Origin of the sequence: Pedobacter sp., from assembly GCF_035566355.1 — a bacterium.
Lineage (GTDB): Bacteria > Bacteroidota > Bacteroidia > Sphingobacteriales > Sphingobacteriaceae > Pedobacter.
Genome location: NZ_DATMRL010000572.1, coordinates 1 through 18,907, shown reverse-complemented (window position 1 = coordinate 18,907; position 18,907 = coordinate 1). Strand labels below are relative to the sequence as shown.

Below are 18,907 nucleotides of genomic sequence, written 5' to 3'. Positions count from 1 at the left end.
GGAAGTGAACGCAGGTAGTTTTCCAGGTCGGCACCGGATAGATAGGTGGGTTTATCGTCGATAAATATTGCTACTCCTTGTTTTCCTTTAAGACTGATCACCCCATTTTGATCGACGCTAATTCCTGGTGAATTACTCAGTACATCCAAAGCAGTCGAACCTGCATTAGAGATCAAAGCATCTACATTAACCACCGTCCGGTCTATTTTACGTTCAACAAAAGCTTTTTGTGTAGTGATACTTACTTCTTTCAGGTTTTTAGAGGCTGTAAGCAATTGAACTTCTTTTATCTGTAATGCTGGAGAGTTTGAGCTTAAGCTAATGCGTTCGCTGCGGTAATTTACGTAACCCATAGCAGATACTCTGATCTGGTACTGCCCGGGTTTGAGGTGGTCAAAACTAAACTTCCCGTCGCGTTCAGTAAAGGTTGTTTTAACAAGAACAGAGTCTGTTGAGGTAAATAATGCTACGGTAGCCAGGTCAAAAGCCTTACCTTCCGCATCTTTAATCAGCCCAGAAACAGAGAGGTTGGTTTGTTGTGTATATGCTGGAGTTTGGGCAATAATGAGCACTATGGCAAATAAGGCCATCAATTTTCTGATCATTTGAAGAGATTTAGCGTTGTTTAATTTGATCCCGACTAGCTAGTTGCTGCTGACCGTAGTTTCAATTTTTCTGTTAAGGTTGTCTTTTAAAAACCTGTTTACATATTTTCTATGAACGGCTTCTGGTTGTGTTACTCCATTAATTTCCAGTTCATCTTTGTTGAGTTTGTAGGAGAAGTTTTTAGCTTGATTGATCAGTCCATCTTTCAATAGTGATTGCGTAATTTGCTGAGAGGTTGACGAACTTTTGCTTCCATTAGGAGCAAATCTGGCAGGACTTGGTGATGTTGGTGGGGTTGGTGGGGTTGGTGGTGTTGCCGGTGTAGGAGGAGGTACAGGTGGGGTAGGTGGAACTGAAACCTCGCCTCTACTGTATCTTAACTGGTCATTGGCATATTTGGTCGCTGCTGTTGCATATTTTTTTGCTTCTGCAGCATATTTGGCAGAGTTTTTTGAAATCTGCCGGCTGTACTGCGCCATTTCTTTGTTGTAACGTTCAATTTCTTTATTGAAAAGGGAATTATCTGCCGCCTTTTGAGATTGATCTTTAATGGCCTGAGCTCTGTCCTTAACAGCTTCCAGTTCATGCTCTACTCTTCTGGCATCGGCAAGTCTGGCTTTTCGTTCCTCTTCAATATAATCTTTATCTTTCGTTGTTGTTGTTTGATGGGCTTCAGTTTTGGTTGTTGTTTTTTTAACCAGAGTTCTTTTGGTGGTATCCTGAACAACAATTTCGTGATGTTCCTTCATCCGTGTTTTAGTGACAGGGGCCAAAGGCGGTTTAGATTCTTCTTTTTTTCTGAAGGCAGCGGTTAAGATCAGTGAAGAGATCAATACAACAGTGAGTATGGTCTTTTCAATTTTATTCAGTGAAGTCGTCTTATTGAAAACCATACGGCTCACTCTTTCCAGCAACTGATTTTTACGCCCTGTAAAAGCCATTGCATAGGCGGGGGTATTATTTTGGAATTCTTCACAGGAGATCAGCGCTTTAATATAGTCATGTTTGCTGCCTGTGCAGGTCAGTGCCAGGTCATCACAGCAATTCTCTCTTTCTTCACGGATCAGTTTAGATACCCATAATACTGCAGGATTGAAGAAGAAAACAATTTCGATCAGACTTTGCAGGAGGTTGACCAGATAATCCCGACGCTTGATATGTGCAAGCTCATGGCTTAAAATAGCTTCTACTTCTGCCGTTGATAAGCCGTTCAGCATGCCTAAAGGCAATAGAATAACGGGTTTTAAATGACCTGCAGCCATAGGTACCTTAGCCAGGCCTGATTGTAAAAGCTGTACATGCCTGCGAATACCAAGGGTTGCAGAAAGACTGGCTACTTTGTTCTCCCAAAAGCTACCGGCGTCAAAAACACTCGTTCTTTTGAGGTAAAAAACTGTATGCAGGCCAATCATCATCTGGATGCTTTTTGCACAGATGATTAAAAACCAGACCAGTACAATCTGTGAAGAATAAGAGGTCCATAGGTTTAGAAAAGCATTAAATTGATGTGAAATACCTGTTTGTGTAAAATTCTGATATGGAGATGGTCCTGTTGTCAGGATTCCATGTTCAGTAGCGGTAGGGGCACTTTCGAAACTAAATCCCAGCGACCGGTAAAACACTACGATCATTCCTGCTACAAATAAACAAAGTACACCCGTAAGCAAGTTGTAACGCAAGACAGCTGAACTTTTTTTGGTTAATATGATGATCAGGCTGGTTAAAACAGCCAGAAAAACACCCATCCAGAGCGAGTGAAAGAGGGTGGCACACAATGCGTGCATCCAGTTGGAGGGCAATAAGTTTGTGAATTGAAATTCCATAATTGTGGTTCTTAATTATCTTGAATTCTCGTTATTTATCCAGTTTTTTTAGTAACTCTTTAATGGTGTCTAAATCTTCCTTTGAAGTTTTTTTATTGCCCATCAATTGCATCATCAGTTTTGCTGCAGAACCATTATACATGGTATCTATAAATTTTTCCAGAAGAAAATCTTTGGTTTTCTGTTCTTTCTCTGCGACGTGATAGATGTGTTTCATTTGGCTTTCGTCTCTTTTAAGAATGCCTTTATCCGCCAAGATCTGCATGAGTTTCAGCGTAGAGGTGTAGTTCACTTCCCGGTTTTCATTCAGTTTATCATTAACAAACCTTACCGTTGAAGCGCCAAACGACCAAAGCACCTGGAGGATTTCCAGTTCTGCTTTGGTCGGCTCAATATTTTTGGTTTCTTCTGTTTTAAGATCTTTCATACGATAAAGGTAGGAAATTTTTCGTACGAAACAATACCTAAGATGATTTTTTTTTTTAGAATTGATTCAATGCCTTTAAAATGGCTTTGTAAATATAATCAAGGTCTTTATCAGAGATACAATAGGGGGGCAGAAGATAGATGATATTACCAAGTGGACGGAGTAAAATGCCTTCATCCAGGAAATAATGATAAAGCTTGTCCCGAAGATCGCTGAAATAGGAACTGGTTGTTCCGGTTTGCCATTCAATAGCCAGAATAGTCCCGGTTTGCCGAATGGCTTTTATTCTGGGGTGGTGCTGGTGGCTGAGCAGAAAATCCTGATGTTTTTTACAGATGCGTTCAATATTTTCCTGGGTCTGCTGTTGAAGCAAGAGTTCTATACTTGCCAGTGCTGCTATACAAGCCAGTGGATTTGCTGTAAACGAATGTCCGTGAAATAGGGCCTTATGACGATCGTCAGAAAGGAAAGCTTCATAGATAAGGTTCGTACAGGTGGTTGTACCCAAAGGCATTGTTCCTCCTGTAAGTCCTTTTGAAAAACACATCACATCTGGAGCAGCGGTTAAATGATCGCAGGCAAAATTCTTACCTGTTCTGCCGAAACCTGTGAATACTTCATCCTGGATCAGAAGGATTTCTTCTTCCCTGCAATACGAGAGTAGCTGGTCCAGCGCCGCAGCACTGTGCATCAGCATGCCCGCAGAGCCTTGAACCAGGGGCTCATATATAAAACAGGCAATCTCGGGGGCAACAAGTGAGATGTAATTCTTTAGCTCCTGGAGATTGTCTTCTGATGGTGGATCTATTACAATGACATCAAACAGCAAAGTGTCGAAGGGTTTGGTCCATGGATTTCTTCCGCTTACAGACATTGCCCCAAAAGTATCACCGTGATAAGCATTGGTGAAAGCCAGTATCTTTTGCTTTTTCTGACCTTTGTTGCTCCAATACTGAAGACACATTTTTAATGCAACTTCAATAGCTGTAGAACCATTATCCGTGTAGAATACCTTTTGTTGATTTTCAGGAAGTAAATTCAACAGGGCCTCTGCCAGTTCAATAGCTGGCCGGTGTGTAAAACCGGCAAAAATAACCTGTTCCAGCTGGAGCAACTGCGCGGCAACTCTCTCTGCAATATAAGGGTGGGCATGACCATGAAGGGTTACCCACCAGGAAGAGACCGCATCCAGATAGCGTTTTCCCTGCTCATCAAACAAGTAAGCACCTTTGCCTTTCACAATAGGAATCGCGGGAGATGCGGTTAACATTTGAGTATAGGGGTGCCATATGACCTGCTGGTCTCTTTCTGTGAGGCTTTTCATCTTATGCTTCTTGTTTTTTTCTCACCATAGGTTTTAAACCCAGTGCTTCGAACATTTTTTTATCTTGTTGTAATCCCGGATTTGGAGTAACCAACAGTGTTTCACTCTCACTGGTGAAAATAGAATTTGCACCAGCCATAAAACACCAGGCTTGTTCTTCTTCGTTCATTTCTGCACGACCGGCACTGAGTCTAACTACAGATGCAGGCATTAATATCCTGGCAGTAGCAATCATTCTTACCATTTCCCAGGTGTCGATTTTAGGTAAATCTGCAAGGGGAGTACCCTTTACTCTTGCTAGGGCATTAACAGGTACGGATTCCGGATGTCTAGGCATGGTGGCCAGTGTTAGCAGCATACCAATACGGTCCTTATGGGTTTCCCCTAAGCCAATTATTCCCCCGGAGCAAACAGTGATCCCCGCTTTTCTGACATTACCAATCGTATTCAGGCGGTCATTATAGGTCCTGGTGGTGATGATCTCCTCGTAATAATTTTCTGAGGAATCCAGGTTGTGGTTATAAGCATACAGGCCTGCTTCCTGCAAGCGTTTGGCTTGATCTTCGGTGAGCATTCCAAGGGTACAACAAACCTCCAGGCCTAAATCGTTAACTCCTTCTACCATTTCCAGAATGCGGTCAAAGTCCCGGTTGTCTCTGACTTCTCTCCAGGCTGCCGCCATACAGAAACGAGATGAGCCTGCATCTTTTGCCCTTTGAGCAATAGAAACCACTTCTTCTTTTGTCATCAGAGCCTTTACCTTAATGTCGGTATGGTACCTTGCGGCTTGCCCGCAATAAGAACAGTCTTCCGGACATCCGCCTGTTTTAACCGACAGCAGCGTGCATACCTGAACTTCAGATGCCGGATGCCAGCTGCGGTGAACTGTAGCTGCCTGGTAGACAAGATCTAAAAGGGGTTGATGGTATATTTTATTTACTTCTTCTAAAGTCCAGTCGTTTCGAACCGTTTTCTCTGTTGTCATATATCTTGGTTTTGATTTAATTTTGATGTTGAAGGAAAGAGAATACTTTCGCTGTGTTTCGTATATTTTGCTGGCTGAGCTCCCTGAACTGGGGAACTTTGGCATAAGTTACACCTGGAGGAAAATGTTTTAGTAGTACTTGTTCAGTAGCCAGATCCATTTCTCCGTTGAAAACGATCTGCCGGATTGGAATATTCCGGTATTTCAGAAGTTCAAGAGATAGGAGGGTATGGTTAATACAGCCCAGGTAGTTGCGAATGACCAGGATCACTTCTGCTTTCAGCTGTTGGATCAGATCAATCATCAGAAAAGTTTCCGAAAGTGGAACCATTAAACCTCCGGCACCCTCAATGATCAGTTGTTTGCTGGTTTCAGGTAGTTTGAAATCCTCAGGTAAGATCTCCAGTTGTTCTGCAGCTGCTGCTTTATGAGGAGAGGCGGCCATCTTTAAACGAAAGGCCTCCGGATGGATAATACTGTATGCATTAGAAATTAAACTACCTACTTTCATACTGTCACTTTGTTCCAGGTCGCCGGCCTGTACTGGTTTCCAGTAATCGGCTTGTAGTTGTTCCGTAATTAATGCCGATACGATGGTTTTTCCTATACCGGTTCCAATACCGGTTACAAATAAAGGTGTATTCATATGTGTAATGTGTGTTGGAGAAATTGGCCGAGTTGCCCAATTTCATGATCTGTATTGTAAGTATGAAGGCAGATTCTTAATCTTTCTGTCCCCGGAGCAACAGTAGGGCTCACAATTGGATAGACTTTTATATTCATGGCTTCAAGTTCCAGGCTAACTTTGCGAACTGCTGTCTTCCCTGGAATTAAAATGGATTGAACAGGGCCTTCCATGGTTTGAATATGGGGTATTGACGAAAGGTATTCTTTAAACAGACGGATCTTCTTTTTCAGCAGCAAAGGTAATTCTTCGTGGTCCTGCAGGTATTTATAGGCCAGCCGGATATGGAGTAATTGTGCAAAGGGCATGGCTGTACTGTATATAAAGGGACGGGCAAAATTGATCAGGTAATTGCGGAGCAACTGACTGCCCGTTACCACCGCGCCATGAGCACCAAGTGCCTTTCCAAAGGTAAAAAGCGTTGCAAAAATCTGATTGTTGAGTCCGTTTTGCGCAACAAGCCCCTTCCCGAAGGCCCCAAAAGCATGTGCTTCATCTACAATCAGCAGGGCATTGTAGGTGGAACAGAGACGCTGAATAGCCCTTAATGGCGCCTGATCTCCATCCATGGAATACAAACTTTCTACCGCTACATAACAAATACCCGTAGCCATTTTTAACTTTTCTTCCAGGCTTTCCAAGTCATTATGCTTAAATTTCAGCCTCTTGCCCAAGCCCATTCTACTGCCATCAATGACCGAGGCATGGATGAGTTCATCCATGATGATGGTATCGCCGCGTTGTGCAAGGCTAGAAAAAAGTGCGAGATTAGCCGTATAACCTGAATTGAACAACAGCGCGGCTTCCATGCCATGAAACGCGGCAATGTCCTGTTCCAGTTTCTCTGCGAATTCTGAATTTCCGGATAATAGCCTGGATCCTGTTGAACCTAAAATCGCATCAGGATATAAATTTATTGCTTTTTGTAACTGCTGTCCCAATTCCTTGCATCGTGCCAGACCCAGGTAATCATTGGAAGAAAAATCAACCAAATCCTTTGTTTGGCTTAACTTTCTGAATAAACCATTTTGTTTGCGTTCTTCCAGGCGTTCAATCAGGAGAGCTTCTGCAAACAATTTCGTGCTCATGAATTTATAGTCTTTTTCATGGAGGAGATCCACTTTGTGAAAAGATCATTTTCTATGGCTACAATTTTAGCGGCATGTAATTCCCATTCGGAAGAAAAATGTTCCAGCTGAGCGATCATTTCCTCCAGGTGGCCGGCCTCTTCCAGAATAATGGATTTTACGGTTACCTTATGTCCGGCCTGTGTCAGTGCATTCTGGTAGACCGGATACAATTCATCTGCCCGGAGCTCTATAGCATAGGTTACAAACAAATAGGCTGCATATTGGAGGGCTGTTCTGCTTAAGTTCAATGTTTGTTTTAAGTACCGACAGGTAAAAAGATCCAATTTGTTTAAATAAAACCAGCTTTCTGAAGGTGCTATGAGTTCATTTTGGGTATAGGTGGGGCAAATTCCTGCGGTGATTTTGTCCAGCTGTTTTTTTAAATAATAGGCATGACGATGCTCTTCAGCCGCATGTTTTAAGATCATGGTGGTTACTGTCTGAGGGTGCTCACTGGCCGAGATCTTACGGGCACCTGCGTTCTCCATAAAGGAAAGTGTATTCAAAAACCGGGCATGTTGCTGATCATTATTAATAATTTGGGAAAGTAGCTGTTGAAGGGGCATATTTCTTTTTTTGTTCAAAATTACTACCTTGCCGGGTAGTCAAAATGATCCAGTTTTTAGTTTATGAGTAGTCCGGTTAAAATACCTTTTAAGAGTTTAATCCATATTGATAGAGATTCTGATACGGCAGTGTATCTGCAAATTGCTTACCAGCTGATCAATGCGATGCAAAGAGGTGTCATTGTTCCGGGAATCCAGTTGCCTGGATCCAGACAACTCGCTGAACTGTTAGAGGTACATCGTAAAACAGTCATTGCAGCTTATGATGAGCTGAATGCGCAGGGCTGGACCGAGATCAGGCCCAATAAAGGGACTTTTATGAGGTCAATAGCTGCGGCAAAGGAAACTGATCCCTTAAAGTACAATAAGGAGTTTCTGGTCAGCTACCCTGTCAGTACCGGTTATGCTTTTAAAAAAAGCATGTTGCTGGACCTTCCCGCTATGGATGGTGAGAGTGAACTGGAATTCACAGATGGACTACCCGATGTGCGGTTAGCCCCCCTGGATCAACTTTCGCGTGTCTATAGTACAAATCTTAAACGCAAGAGCAACCGTCGTTATTTAGGCTTTGCCCATAATGAGGGGAGTGAATATTTTAAAGAAATGCTGGTGAATTATCTGAACAACACCAGAGGATTACATATTTCTAAACAGAATGTGATGATCACCAGAGGTGTTGATATGGGGATTTATCTAGCAGCAGATTTACTGCTGGAAGCGGATGATCTGGTACTGGTTGGCGATTTGAGTTATTATGTGGCCAATATGATTTTTCAAAAAGCTGGAGCAAGGATCATTTCTGTTCCGGTAGATGAAGAAGGAATCAGTGCAGAGGCTGTTAAGTCCTTATGTGAAAAGCACCGGATCCGGATGTTGTATTTAACGCCGCACCATCATTATCCCACTACGGTTACTTTAAGTGCACAGCGCAGGATCGAATTGCTTGGTCTTTCTGTAAAATATGGTTTTGTGATCCTGGAAGATGACTATGACTATGATTTTCATTATAACAGCAGCCCGGTATTGCCTTTGGCCAGCGCAGACGGGCATGGCATGGTGGTTTATATCGGTTCTTTCTGTAAGTCTCTTGCGCCTGGTTTTCGCTCTGGTTACCTGGTAGCACCAGAGAATTTAATTGCGGAACTTGGAAAGCTGAGGGGGATCGTAGACAGGCAGGGTGATATTTTAATGGAACAGGCCCTGGCAGAACTATTGGAGGAAGGGGAGATTCAACGACATTTGAAGAAGGCGTTGAAAGTGTACCATGAAAGGAGGGATGTGTTTTGTGACTTGCTGAAATCGCATTTGGGTGAATTTGTTACTTTCTCTGCCCCTCCTGGAGGATTGGCTATATGGACCAAATGGCATGCTTCTTTGAATTTAATGCGGATCAGTAAGCAATGCGGGTTAAAAGGACTGTATTTGCCTCAGACACTGTTGTATCAGACAGAAAGTTTAACAGCTATGAGACTTGGTTTTGGGAATCAGACAGTGGAAGAGCTTTCCAGATCTGTTGAGATATTGGAGACTGTGGTTAAAGGTTTTTAGGGGGGGGAATTTTTGGAAAATTCTGTACAGCTGCTTCAAGACTAACGATATCAGGCGGCTGAAGAAGCCGCAGATCTCTGAGGTCTTTCCGCAGCGTACGAGAATTTTCCGTAGCAAATTGCAGAGGAGGGAGGTGATCCGCGTGTGGTTAAAAAAAAGAGGATCGTAAAAATCAGCCGTAACCGGTTTTTACGATCCTCTTTTTAGTGAGATGCGGAGTTGGAAAGCTATTTGGCTTCTTTGAGCATTTCCTTAACTGCAGTTTCTATTTGCGTATCTGTGCCGTTTAAGAAAGCTTCATAAGGAACATTCACTTTAATGTCTGGTTCTACCTGCAAATTCTCTGTAGGCCGGTTTTCTTTGCCAATGGTGGAGACCATCGGAATTCCGAATACCAGAGTTGGGTCAATTTGTCGTTCCCACCAAACTGCGGTACCAGTACCGGCAACAGGCATACCAATCAGTTTGCCTACACGGTTTTGCTTATAGATGTATGGGAAGATAAAAGCATCACTGTAATTGCCTTCACTCATCACTACACAGCTCGGTTTTTGCCAACGGTTGGAAGGCTCGGCATCTGCTAAGCGGTTACCCTGAGGGGCAAATTCCAGGTACTTGCTGCCGGTTAAAAATGTATTCAGATCATCGTGTAACCATCCACCTCCATTGAAACGGGTATCTACGATTAAAGCTTTTTTATCTGCATTTTTACCCATAACCACATCGTATACCTCACGGAAACTATCGTCGTTCATGCCTTGAACGTGCACATAGCCTACTTTTCCATCGCTTAAACGATCTACCATTTGGGCCATTTGTTTCGTCCATCTTTTGTACATCAATCCACTTTCTTCGCCAACACTAATCGGTTTTACTCTTTCAGACCAACGTGTTTTCGTGTTTTCATTGTAAAAGCTCAGGAGAATGTTCTTGCCGGTTTTATTGTTCAGGTACTTAGCCCAATCGATGTCGGCAGTAAGGGTTTCATTGTCTATTTTCTCCAGAATGTCTCCGGCTTTTACCTTGCTGGTTTTGATATCCAGAGGGCCACCTGCAATTACTTCGGTAATTTTCAATCCGTCGGAGGGAGCGCTTTCGTCGTACAATAAACCAAGGGCAGCGGTGTTGTCTGCATTAGCAATATTAGGGGAGTACCTTCCTCCGGTATGGGAGGCATTCAGTTCACCTAACATTTCACTTAGAAGTTCCTGAAAATCAAAATTATTATTGATGTAAGGCAGGAATTTTGCATATACCTCTTTATAGCGTTTCCAGTCTACGCCTTCCATTTTTGGGTCATAAAATTTCTCTTTTACCTGTCTCCATGCATGTTCAAAAACATAAGCCCTTTCTGCGGCGGCATCAATTGTAATGTCTCCGCTGATCGAAACCGGAGTTACTTTTCCGCTTTCCGCATCTACTTTTACCAAACGGCCACGGTTGCTCACGAATAGGTTTTTACCATCCTTGCTCATTTCTATGCCGCTTGGACTACCGCCCATTTTCGCCAGTATTTTAGTCTCATGGGTGCGGGTATCTGTTACCCAAAGATCATAACCGCTTTCAAATGAAGCCAGGTAATACAGTTTACTGGCATCCTCGTTCAAAGTATAATCACTGATGGAACTGCTGTTAATGGTTAGTTTTACTCTCCGGTTATCCAAGTTGTTGAAGTCTGGCTCAAATTTCACTTTAGCAGAATCTGCTTTAGCTACCTTTTTATCTTTTGCCTTATCCTTCTTAGTCGATACTGTGTCTTTAGGTGTTAGTTTTTCTTTATCCTCGCGTTCTTTAAGCAGGGCAAAATCATCCTTGCTCATATTGGCCCGGTCATAAGCATCCTGGTCAAAGAAAACTCCGTAAACATCCACTTCGGCATTTCCGGAAATGGCGAGTGATTTAAGCCCGTTTCTACTGCTCAGCCAGGTCATCATTTTGCCTTTCAGTGCCCATTTATTGTTGCCTTCACCAAAACCACTGTTTACCGGGTGAATGATTTCACCAGTACCGTCTGCTTTGATTAGTGCGGCATGACTCATAAACATATGCCCGTTCTGATCGTCTGCCAAAATCCATTTTCCATCAGGGCTCCATTCAAAACTCCAGTCGCCGTCACTGTAGGAATGGTTTCTTCCTTCTGGAAGGAGGATTCTGGTCTTCTTTGAAGCGATATTGTATACTTTCAGGATATTTCTGTTTTCGATATAAGCGATCTCTTTTCCATCCGGAGAATAAAGCGGCTGGAATTCTTCAGCTGCACTATTGATTAAAGGTTCATCTTTGATCACTGTCGCGGCATAGAAATATGGCTCATCTTTCTGCTGTATAGTGCTTCTGTAGATGTCCCAGCTGTTGTTGCGCTCTGTAGCGTAGATTATACTTTTTCCATCAGGTGACCATTGTACAGATCTTTCCTGAGCAGGTGTTTTGGTGATTTGTTTGGTCTGCCCGCTTTCCACTGCAGTAACGAAAACCTCGCCCCGGTTTACAAATGCAATTTCTTTACCGTTTGGACTTAAGCTAAACTCAGAAACATTTCCGCTTACAGGTTCTGTTTTTGCAATATTGTCACGACCGTCATTTAATATACTCACCTTTAATTTTTGGGGCGTTCCGTTTTCTTTTAGCGTATAAATTTCACCATCCTGAGTAAAACAAAGTGTATTGTCGGCCGAACGGCTTAAATGACGTACTGGGTTTTCTTTAAATGTAGTCAGTTGTTTAGTCTCACCCGGAGCATTAGCCGGCATAACAAAGAGATTCTGGTTTCCGGATTTTTCACTTAAGTAGTAAACCCATTTGTTGTCTGTACTGTAAACGGGCTCCCGATCTTCTCCTTCAAAAGAGGTCAGTTTAGTATAGCTGTTCTTTTTGACGTCCATCGTCCAGATGTCGCGGGTTACAGAAGAAGTATGATGTTTACGCCAGGCATCTTCATAACCCTTGCGGTCTTCAAATACAATAAAACTTCCATCACTATTATAATGTGCTCTTTCCATTCCTGCCGCACTCACTAAAAGGGGTTTTCCACCTGATGTTTTTACACTGTATACATTCTGAAAAATCCGTGTAGCAAAACGTACATTCCTGGCAGGTGCATTGCGTGCACTCCCAAAAATTACGGATTTTCCATCCGGAGAGAAATCATAAGGATAATCATTTGCACTGTTGTAAGTTAGCCGGGTAGGGGTTCCGCCACCTACCGGAATGGTAAAGACATCGAAATTTCCATAACGGTTACTGGCAAAAGCAATGGTTTTACTGTCTCTGCTCCATATAGGCATCATATCTTGTGCTTCATTCAAGGTTAGTGGAACGGCCTGCCCACCTGAGCTGCTTACCAGGTAAATATCACCTTTATACCCAAAAGCAATGTTTTTCCCATCCGGGGAAATGGCTGGGTATCGGAGCCACAGAGGATTGGTTTGCGCTTTCCCGACCCATGCTGAAAGGCAGAAAATAGCAGATACGAAGAGTTTTTTCATAATGAAATATAAGTTAAGCTGTATTGAATTTAGATGTTGTTATATTTAGGTTTTGTTATTAGGATATAGGTTTTATCTGGATATGGGTTTACTACTCGTAGACAGGCAAATGTCGTAAATTGTTACAAGCTTTTGTATAAAAACCAATCTTTGTTGCAATATTGTTGCAAATAAAGGTTTTCGGTGTTAATCTCTCACCACCCTTCCCAATGCACTATGCTAAGGAAAAAAAGGTGCTGTCCTGAGAGGCCTCAGAGATTTGCGAGCTTTTCAGCTCGCCTGATATCGTTAGTCTTGAAGGATAGCACCTCTTTTTCCAAACCTATTCCTCTAACCATAACTTTCTGCAAAAAATCACTGTAACAAAAACATCGACATCTAAATTAAATACTACTAAATTAGTAGTATTTAATTATTGTTCTTATATTTGACCCGTAGCCCATAAAAAAGGGATATTTCATACAGTCATGTGGCCGAGAGGATAGGTAGGGGTCTGCAAAACCTTCCACGGTGGTTCGAATCCACCCATGACGTCTTTTTCTCTCCGAAGTCGGAAAATGATTTATCATCTCAGCAATAGAATTGTCAGATTTATAGATATTTATGCTTACAGGTTTATAGATATAACGGCATTGCTTCTATTTAAAATATTGTGGAATTATTCAAAAAAAAAGTCCTAGGAATAACTTTTCTATTTTATACCTTTGGCCACTTTAAAAAAAAGACTCATGTCAAATCATAAAGATGTCAATAAACTATCTGCCGCTGGTTTATTAATTAGCCTGGGTATCATCTACGGCGATATTGGAACTTCCCCCTTATATGTATTTAAAGCAATTATAGGAGAAAGACTCATCACAGCAGACCTTATTCTTGGGGGCTTATCGTGTATATTCTGGACTTTAACCCTGCAAACCACTATTAAATATGTAGTGATTACCCTGCAAGCAGATAACAAAGGAGAGGGGGGAATCTTTTCTCTTTATTCTCTCGTAAAGCGAAAAGCCAAATGGCTGATCATTCCGGCAATGATTGGCGGAGCCGCATTACTGGCCGATGGGATCATGACTCCTGCTGTAACCGTTTCTTCTGCTATTGAAGGTCTGGGAATTATCTATCATGATCTGCCAACCGTGCCTATTGTGTTGGCCATTATTCTCTTGCTTTTTATTCTACAGCAATTTGGAACTTCCCTGGTGGGAAAAGCCTTTGGCCCGGTAATGTGGCTTTGGTTTACCATGATTGCCGTATTGGGCATTGTATGGGTAGGTCATTTTCCACAGATACTCAAAGCAGTTAATCCTTATTACGCCTATCATATTTTAACCACCAATCCGGAAGCCTTCCTGATCATTGGTGCTGTTTTCTTGTGTACTACAGGAGCCGAAGCACTATATTCCGATCTTGGACATTGCGGACGTTCTAATATACGGATCAGCTGGATCTATGTAAAGATCTGTTTGGTACTGAATTATATGGGGCAGGGTGTATGGTTGTGGAAATTACAAGGCACACACCTGGGTGATGTCAATCCATTTTATCACCTGATGCCAGACTGGTTCCTGATTTACGGGATTTCTATTGCTACGGTTGCTGCAGCAATTGCCAGTCAGGCTCTGATCTCCGGTTCATTTACCCTGATCTCTGAGGCGGTTCGTTTAAACTTATGGCCAAAAGTGAAGATCAATTATCCAAGTAATCAGAAAGGACAATTGTATGTGCCTTCTATGAACTGGGTACTTTGCGTGGGTTGTATCATTGTTGTATTGATCTTCCAGAAATCGACCAATATGGAGGCAGCATATGGTCTTTCCATTACGGTAGCCATGCTGATGACAACGATACTGGTCTCCATCTTCCTGATGCGTAAAAGGGTACCTAAATATCTGATTTTCATTTTTCTAACCATATATGGTATTATCGAGTTAACTTTCCTTGTCGGTAACGCTGCCAAAATCCTTCATGGAGGATGGTTTACGGTGTTACTGGGAATGTCCTTATTCTCCATCATGTATGCCTGGGCAAATGGCCGCAGGATACGCAACCGTTATATGAAATTTGTGGATATTGAAAAGTATTATCCGATCATCGAGAAGATCAGTGAAGATACTTCAATTCCAAAATATGCATCACAACTGGTGTATCTGACCAGCGCGAATTTCAACTCGGAGATAGAGTCATCTATCATGTACTCCATTATTCAGAAACTGCCTAAACGTGCAGATGTATATTGGTTACTGCATGTTGATGTAACTGATGAGCCTTATACCATGGAATACAAAGTAGATCCATTGATTGATAAAAAATTGATCCGTGTTGATTTTAAACTGGGATTCAGGGTAGAGCAACGCATCAATGTATTGTTCCGAAAAGTAGTGGAAGATATGGTGAAGAATTCTGAGATTGATATCACCAGTAAGTATGAATCGCTGCGGGAACACAAAATAGCCGGTGATTTCAGGTTTGTGGTAGTGGAGAAAGTAATGTCTACTTCTTACAGCCTGAAATTTATAGAAAGATGTACCATGGTGTATTACCAGATCCTTAAAAATTTCAGTGTACCTGAAGAAAAGGGCTTTGGCTTGGATCTGAGTTTTGTTACCGTTGAAAAGGTGCCGCTTGTAGTGGATATTCCTACAGATTTTGAGCTGAAAAGAATACAATAGGTTTATTTTTTAAAAGGATACATTCTGAGAGAAGACTGCATGATTTGCCCTGAAAAAGGGCAAAAAACGCTGAGGTCTTCTCTCAGAATGTATCCTTTTTTGGGTGCATAGCCTATATAGTATTCGTTTTTTTTCAAACTAATTTTGCCATTATTTTTATCCAATTCGTTTCCGGTCTAAATCTTTCCAAAGTCAGAGGGGCGGATATTGGTGAGCTGGTAAAAAGCTTTACTAAAGGCCGCCAGACTATTGTATCCGGTAGCGTAGGCAATTTCACTGGTCGATTTATTGGTTTGAAGCATCATTTCAATGGCCCGGACCATCCGGAGCAGTTTGAGGTACTGCAAAAAGGAAATACTCATTGCCGATTGAAAAAGACGAGAAACGCTTCTCTCGGCCATACCAAACCTCCTGCTAATTTCTTCCAGGGTCTGCTGTTTGTGAAAGTTTTGTGAAAGATACAGGAGGATGGGCTTCAGACGTTCATTGGAGGTAGTTGGCAAAGCAATCGGAAACACCTTATGACTCAGCTGAGGAAGTACGTTTTTAATCGAAGACAGGAACTGAAAAGGAGCTGTGTTTTCTGGCTGAATATCTCCAATCCATCTTTCTGTATAAATAATCATTTCTAACAGCAGATTGTTGACAGGATAAATCCCCAGTTTAGTGTAAAAAGGGTCTTTATGGTCCTCTTTGCTGTAGTAATAGATATTCCTGGTTACGGTAGCCAGGTGCCTTACCTCAAGAAAATGTTCCAGTCCGGCAGGTACCCATACATAGTGTCTGGCCGGAATAATATAACTTACATTTTGGATATGGATATACGCAATCCCGCCTTGTACATAGGTGAGTTGTCCCTTGGTATGGGAATGGGTCGGGAGTTTGCGTTCTACTTTTTCATGCAGAACAAATATGCCATCCGGACTTTTTTCAATGGCAGAAAGATACTCTGAAGTCTGTGAAATGTTCATTGGCTGGAATGGACAAATAATTGGCAATATAGATAAAATAACAGAAATGTTGCATGGGTACCTTTGCATATTCTAATAATAATATGTACCCCTATAAAAAACGAAATGCTCTTATCTGGCTTTTTCTTTTTGCAAGTAACATTGCATTTGCACAGCAAAAAACAGGAGCAGTCCATCTTTCTTTAAGTGAAGTGTGGAGCAGAGCAGAAATCAACAACAAAACCATAAAAATGCAGGACCTAAAGGTGGCTGGGTCAGAAGAAGCCATCAAAGATGCTAAGGCAGAACGTTTGCCGGACATTGAAGCAGAGGGAGAATATGCGCGGGTGAGCAATATGCCGGTATACGATAACGGTTTGTTTCATGCGCACTCCCAGTTTGAAGTGGTTCATACGTCTTATAGTTTTGGAGGAAATGCGTATCTGAACCTCTATAACGGCAACAAGACCAATTTGAAGATTGCTGAAGAAAAAGAGAAAAAGGGACTTGCCGTAGAGCAACTCAATCTGACCACATCTGAAGTCAGACTGCGTACTGCAGCTTATTACCTGGATTTACAGAGAAGCCGGATTTTTAAGGCGCTGATGTTAAAAGATATCAGTGATCAGGAAAAACAACTTGAAGAAATTCGCCAGCTCCTGAAAAATGGTGTGGTACTGAAGAGTGATGTTTTAAGGGCAGAACTGAAATTATCGCGTCAAAAGATGTCGCTCATCCAGATTGACAATGACATTGCGATCGCTAATCAAAAACTGGCTATTCTCATTGGCGAAACAGATCATTTTACAATCGAGCCAGACTCTACTGTAATAGCGGATCCGAAAATCAAGACCTATCCGGAATATCTGGAAGATGCCATTGATCATTCTTATGAATTTAAGATCTCTGAAAAGGAAACTGAATTGAGCAAATTGGAATTGAAAAGTGTAAAAGCGAATGTTTCTTTTAAGCTGGGTTTGTTTGCCAATTACGCCTATTCCTATCCTCAAATCCAGTTTTACCCTTATTCTATTGCGATGTACGGATTGGGTTTGAGCGGTATTAAAGCCAGCTTCCCCATCTCTGCTTTTTACCACAATAAACATAAGGCCAAGGCTGCGGAAATTGCGCTGCAAAGACAGGAAGTAGAACATGAAGCGACTTCTGATAAGGTGAGACAAGAGGTGAATGAAGCTTATCTGAGATACAAAGAGGCACTGACCCGGATTGATGTGGCCAGACAAAACATTAAACAGGCCACAGAAAACCTAAGGATCGTAAACAATACCTATTTCAATCAACTTTCTTTACTTACCGATCTATTAGATGCAGATACCCAATTGCTGCAGACCCGTTTCGATCTTGCTGCGGCACAAATTGCTGCCCAGTTACAATATTTTCAATTACAAAAAGCTATAGGCAATCTTTAAAATGGAAACCAAGAATAAAAATTATACCGTTACAGATCAGTTAATCACCAAAGTCACTGCTTGGATTGCCGGCATTATTGTGCTTTGTCTGGTCATTTGGGGCTGCATCTCCCTTTGGGATCTTTATAAAAATGAAGAAACCAATGATGCACAGGTAGAAGAATATATTAACCCCGTCACCTCGCGGGTAACCGGCTACATCAGGGAAATCAAATATGAAGAAAACCAGGACGTTAAAAAAGGAGATACCCTGCTGGTGATCGACAACAGCGAATATAAATTGGGTGAACAGGAAGCTGAGGCTGCATTGCTCAATGCGCAGGCGCAGATCAAAGTGATGGAAAGCAATGAGCAAACAACTTCCAAAATCGCCAGTGTCAGCCAGTCACAGATTGCCTCGGCTAAAGCCAAACTTTTAAAACAACAGCAGGACTACGACCGTTATTCCAAATTATTCAAGGTGGAATCGGCAACCCTTCAGCAACTGGAAAATAGCAAAGCTGCTCTGGATGTGGCCAATGCAGAATATAGATCTGCGCTGAACAACTATGAAGCTTCTATGTCTAAAGTTAACGATATTAAATCTCAAAAAGATGTTTATCTGGCTGAAATTAAACGAAGAGAAGCTTTGCTGAAAAGGAATAAACTCGATGTGGGTTATACCGTGATTACTGCACCATACAATGGAAAAATGGGTAGGAGAACCATACAGGAAGGTCAGTTGATTCAGGCCGGACAAACCCTGGCCTTTATCGTAGATCAGGAAGCGGGAAAATGGGTAATTGCCAATTTTAAAGAAACCCAAATTGCCGGGATGCATTTAAATGGTCGTGTCACTATTGAAACAGATGCCTTTCCAGGAGAGAAATTTGAGGGCAGGATCGTATCTCTTTCACCGGCAACAGGAGCCAGGTTCTCTTTGCTTCCTCCGGATAATTCTACCGGCAATTTTGTAAAGGTGGTGCAGCGTATTCCTGTAAAAATCAAATTAACAGATCCAGCTTCTGTAACCGATAAACTCAGAGCGGGTATGAATGCCAACGTAGTGATTGCGAAAAACCAATGAGCCAGGTTATTCCCGTATTCAAACCATGGGTGCCAGACTGGTTGATTAAAATCACCATCTTTCTGGTCATCCTGCCTTGTTTATTGCTCTTTGGACTGTCAACCGCAAATGCAGGTGCAGCAGCAGGTTTCTATGGTATTGAACCCGCCGATGTGCAGTATTCGATGATCATCTTTTATGCAGCAGTAGCAAGTTTTTTTGCCCTTGAAAGACGTT

General features: G+C 42.1%; 14 protein-coding genes, 1 tRNA gene and 1 pseudogene. 6 read left to right on the top strand and 10 right to left on the bottom strand.

The genetic code is table 11. From position 1 onward, the window contains the following. From VNZ46_RS22575 to VNZ46_RS22540, 8 genes are all read right to left on the bottom strand, one after another. Positions 1–605, bottom strand: a 605-nt coding sequence (locus VNZ46_RS22575) for a carboxypeptidase-like regulatory domain-containing protein (protein ID WP_325562842.1), incomplete at its 3' end; no start/stop codon positions are given. 39 nt (positions 606–644) lie between these two features. Beyond that, positions 645–2,429: a M56 family metallopeptidase gene (locus VNZ46_RS22570; protein WP_325562840.1), complete on the bottom strand. Its 1,785-nt coding sequence runs from the start codon at positions 2,427–2,429 to the stop codon at positions 645–647. Positions 2,430–2,460: 31 nt separating this feature from the next. Further along, the gene (locus VNZ46_RS22565; RefSeq protein ID WP_325562838.1) at positions 2,461–2,856 is read right to left on the bottom strand and encodes a BlaI/MecI/CopY family transcriptional regulator; all 396 of its coding nucleotides are present in this window, start codon (positions 2,854–2,856) and stop codon (positions 2,461–2,463) included. 55 nt (positions 2,857–2,911) lie between these two features. Further along, positions 2,912–4,180: an adenosylmethionine--8-amino-7-oxononanoate transaminase gene (gene bioA, locus VNZ46_RS22560; RefSeq protein WP_325562836.1), complete on the bottom strand. Its 1,269-nt coding sequence runs from the start codon at positions 4,178–4,180 to the stop codon at positions 2,912–2,914. Position 4,181: 1 nt separating this feature from the next. Beyond that, positions 4,182–5,165: a biotin synthase BioB gene (gene bioB, locus VNZ46_RS22555; RefSeq protein ID WP_325562834.1), complete on the bottom strand. Its 984-nt coding sequence runs from the start codon at positions 5,163–5,165 to the stop codon at positions 4,182–4,184. Between the two features lie 16 nt (positions 5,166–5,181). Beyond that, positions 5,182–5,811: a dethiobiotin synthase gene (bioD, locus tag VNZ46_RS22550; protein ID WP_325562832.1), complete on the bottom strand. Its 630-nt coding sequence runs from the start codon at positions 5,809–5,811 to the stop codon at positions 5,182–5,184. Next, positions 5,808–6,938: an 8-amino-7-oxononanoate synthase gene (locus VNZ46_RS22545; protein ID WP_325562830.1), complete on the bottom strand. Its 1,131-nt coding sequence runs from the start codon at positions 6,936–6,938 to the stop codon at positions 5,808–5,810. Before VNZ46_RS22545 ends, bioD begins: the two co-directional genes overlap by 4 nt. After that, positions 6,935–7,546, bottom strand: a complete 612-nt coding sequence (locus VNZ46_RS22540) for a hypothetical protein (RefSeq protein WP_325562828.1) — start codon at positions 7,544–7,546, stop codon at positions 6,935–6,937. The genes VNZ46_RS22545 and VNZ46_RS22540 overlap by 4 nt, the downstream gene beginning before the upstream one ends. Positions 7,547–7,609: 63 nt before the next feature. Here VNZ46_RS22540 and VNZ46_RS22535 point away from each other — a divergent pair, with 63 nt between their 5' ends. Then, positions 7,610–9,094 (top strand): PLP-dependent aminotransferase family protein, encoded by a 1,485-nt coding sequence (locus tag VNZ46_RS22535; RefSeq protein ID WP_325562826.1) that lies wholly within the window; start codon positions 7,610–7,612, stop codon positions 9,092–9,094. Between the two features lie 227 nt (positions 9,095–9,321). Here VNZ46_RS22535 and VNZ46_RS22530 read toward each other — a convergent pair whose 3' ends face one another. After that, positions 9,322–12,579 (bottom strand): S41 family peptidase, encoded by a 3,258-nt coding sequence (locus VNZ46_RS22530; RefSeq protein ID WP_325562824.1) that lies wholly within the window; start codon positions 12,577–12,579, stop codon positions 9,322–9,324. A gap of 463 nt (positions 12,580–13,042) precedes the next feature. Here VNZ46_RS22530 and VNZ46_RS22525 point away from each other — a divergent pair. Both VNZ46_RS22525 and VNZ46_RS22520 read left to right on the top strand, forming a co-directional pair. Further along, a tRNA-Cys gene (locus tag VNZ46_RS22525) sits at positions 13,043–13,113 on the top strand. Between the two features lie 194 nt (positions 13,114–13,307). Further along, complete coding sequence (locus tag VNZ46_RS22520) at positions 13,308–15,245, top strand: KUP/HAK/KT family potassium transporter (protein WP_108551055.1); 1,938 nt, start codon at positions 13,308–13,310, stop codon at positions 15,243–15,245. Positions 15,246–15,421: 176 nt separating this feature from the next. Here the strand turns inward: VNZ46_RS22520 and VNZ46_RS22515 are convergent, their stop codons facing one another. Then, positions 15,422–16,216 carry an AraC family transcriptional regulator gene (locus tag VNZ46_RS22515; protein ID WP_325562821.1) on the bottom strand — a complete coding sequence of 265 codons (795 nt, stop codon included), beginning with the start codon at positions 16,214–16,216 and terminating at the stop codon, positions 15,422–15,424. 53 nt (positions 16,217–16,269) lie between these two features. Between VNZ46_RS22515 and VNZ46_RS22510 the strand changes: the two genes are divergently transcribed. From VNZ46_RS22510 to VNZ46_RS22500, 3 genes and pseudogenes are all read left to right on the top strand, one after another. Further along, complete coding sequence (locus VNZ46_RS22510) at positions 16,270–17,625, top strand: TolC family protein (protein ID WP_325562819.1); 1,356 nt, start codon at positions 16,270–16,272, stop codon at positions 17,623–17,625. Position 17,626: 1 nt separating this feature from the next. Beyond that, positions 17,627–18,691: an HlyD family secretion protein gene (locus tag VNZ46_RS22505; RefSeq protein WP_325562817.1), complete on the top strand. Its 1,065-nt coding sequence runs from the start codon at positions 17,627–17,629 to the stop codon at positions 18,689–18,691. Then, positions 18,688–18,907: pseudogene (locus VNZ46_RS22500) on the top strand (transporter); the annotation flags it as partial. The gene VNZ46_RS22505 and the pseudogene VNZ46_RS22500, both read left to right, overlap by 4 nt.

Bases quoted from the DNA above. Each gene is read 5' to 3' on its own strand.
- VNZ46_RS22570 (WP_325562840.1), bottom strand. From the start codon at position 2,429: ATGGAATTTCAATTCACAAACTTATTGCCCTCCAACTGGATGCACGCA.
- VNZ46_RS22565 (WP_325562838.1), bottom strand. From the start codon at position 2,856: ATGAAAGATCTTAAAACAGAAGAAACCAAAAATATTGAGCCGACCAAA.
- bioA (WP_325562836.1), bottom strand. From the start codon at position 4,180: ATGAAAAGCCTCACAGAAAGAGACCAGCAGGTCATATGGCACCCCTAT.
- bioB (WP_325562834.1), bottom strand. From the start codon at position 5,165: ATGACAACAGAGAAAACGGTTCGAAACGACTGGACTTTAGAAGAAGTA.
- bioD (WP_325562832.1), bottom strand. From the start codon at position 5,811: ATGAATACACCTTTATTTGTAACCGGTATTGGAACCGGTATAGGAAAA.
- VNZ46_RS22545 (WP_325562830.1), bottom strand. From the start codon at position 6,938: ATGAGCACGAAATTGTTTGCAGAAGCTCTCCTGATTGAACGCCTGGAA.
- VNZ46_RS22540 (WP_325562828.1), bottom strand. From the start codon at position 7,546: ATGCCCCTTCAACAGCTACTTTCCCAAATTATTAATAATGATCAGCAA.
- VNZ46_RS22535 (WP_325562826.1), top strand. From the start codon at position 7,610: ATGAGTAGTCCGGTTAAAATACCTTTTAAGAGTTTAATCCATATTGAT.
- VNZ46_RS22530 (WP_325562824.1), bottom strand. From the start codon at position 12,579: ATGAAAAAACTCTTCGTATCTGCTATTTTCTGCCTTTCAGCATGGGTC.
- VNZ46_RS22520 (WP_108551055.1), top strand. From the start codon at position 13,308: ATGTCAAATCATAAAGATGTCAATAAACTATCTGCCGCTGGTTTATTA.
- VNZ46_RS22515 (WP_325562821.1), bottom strand. From the start codon at position 16,216: ATGAACATTTCACAGACTTCAGAGTATCTTTCTGCCATTGAAAAAAGT.
- VNZ46_RS22510 (WP_325562819.1), top strand. From the start codon at position 16,270: ATGGGTACCTTTGCATATTCTAATAATAATATGTACCCCTATAAAAAA.
- VNZ46_RS22505 (WP_325562817.1), top strand. From the start codon at position 17,627: ATGGAAACCAAGAATAAAAATTATACCGTTACAGATCAGTTAATCACC.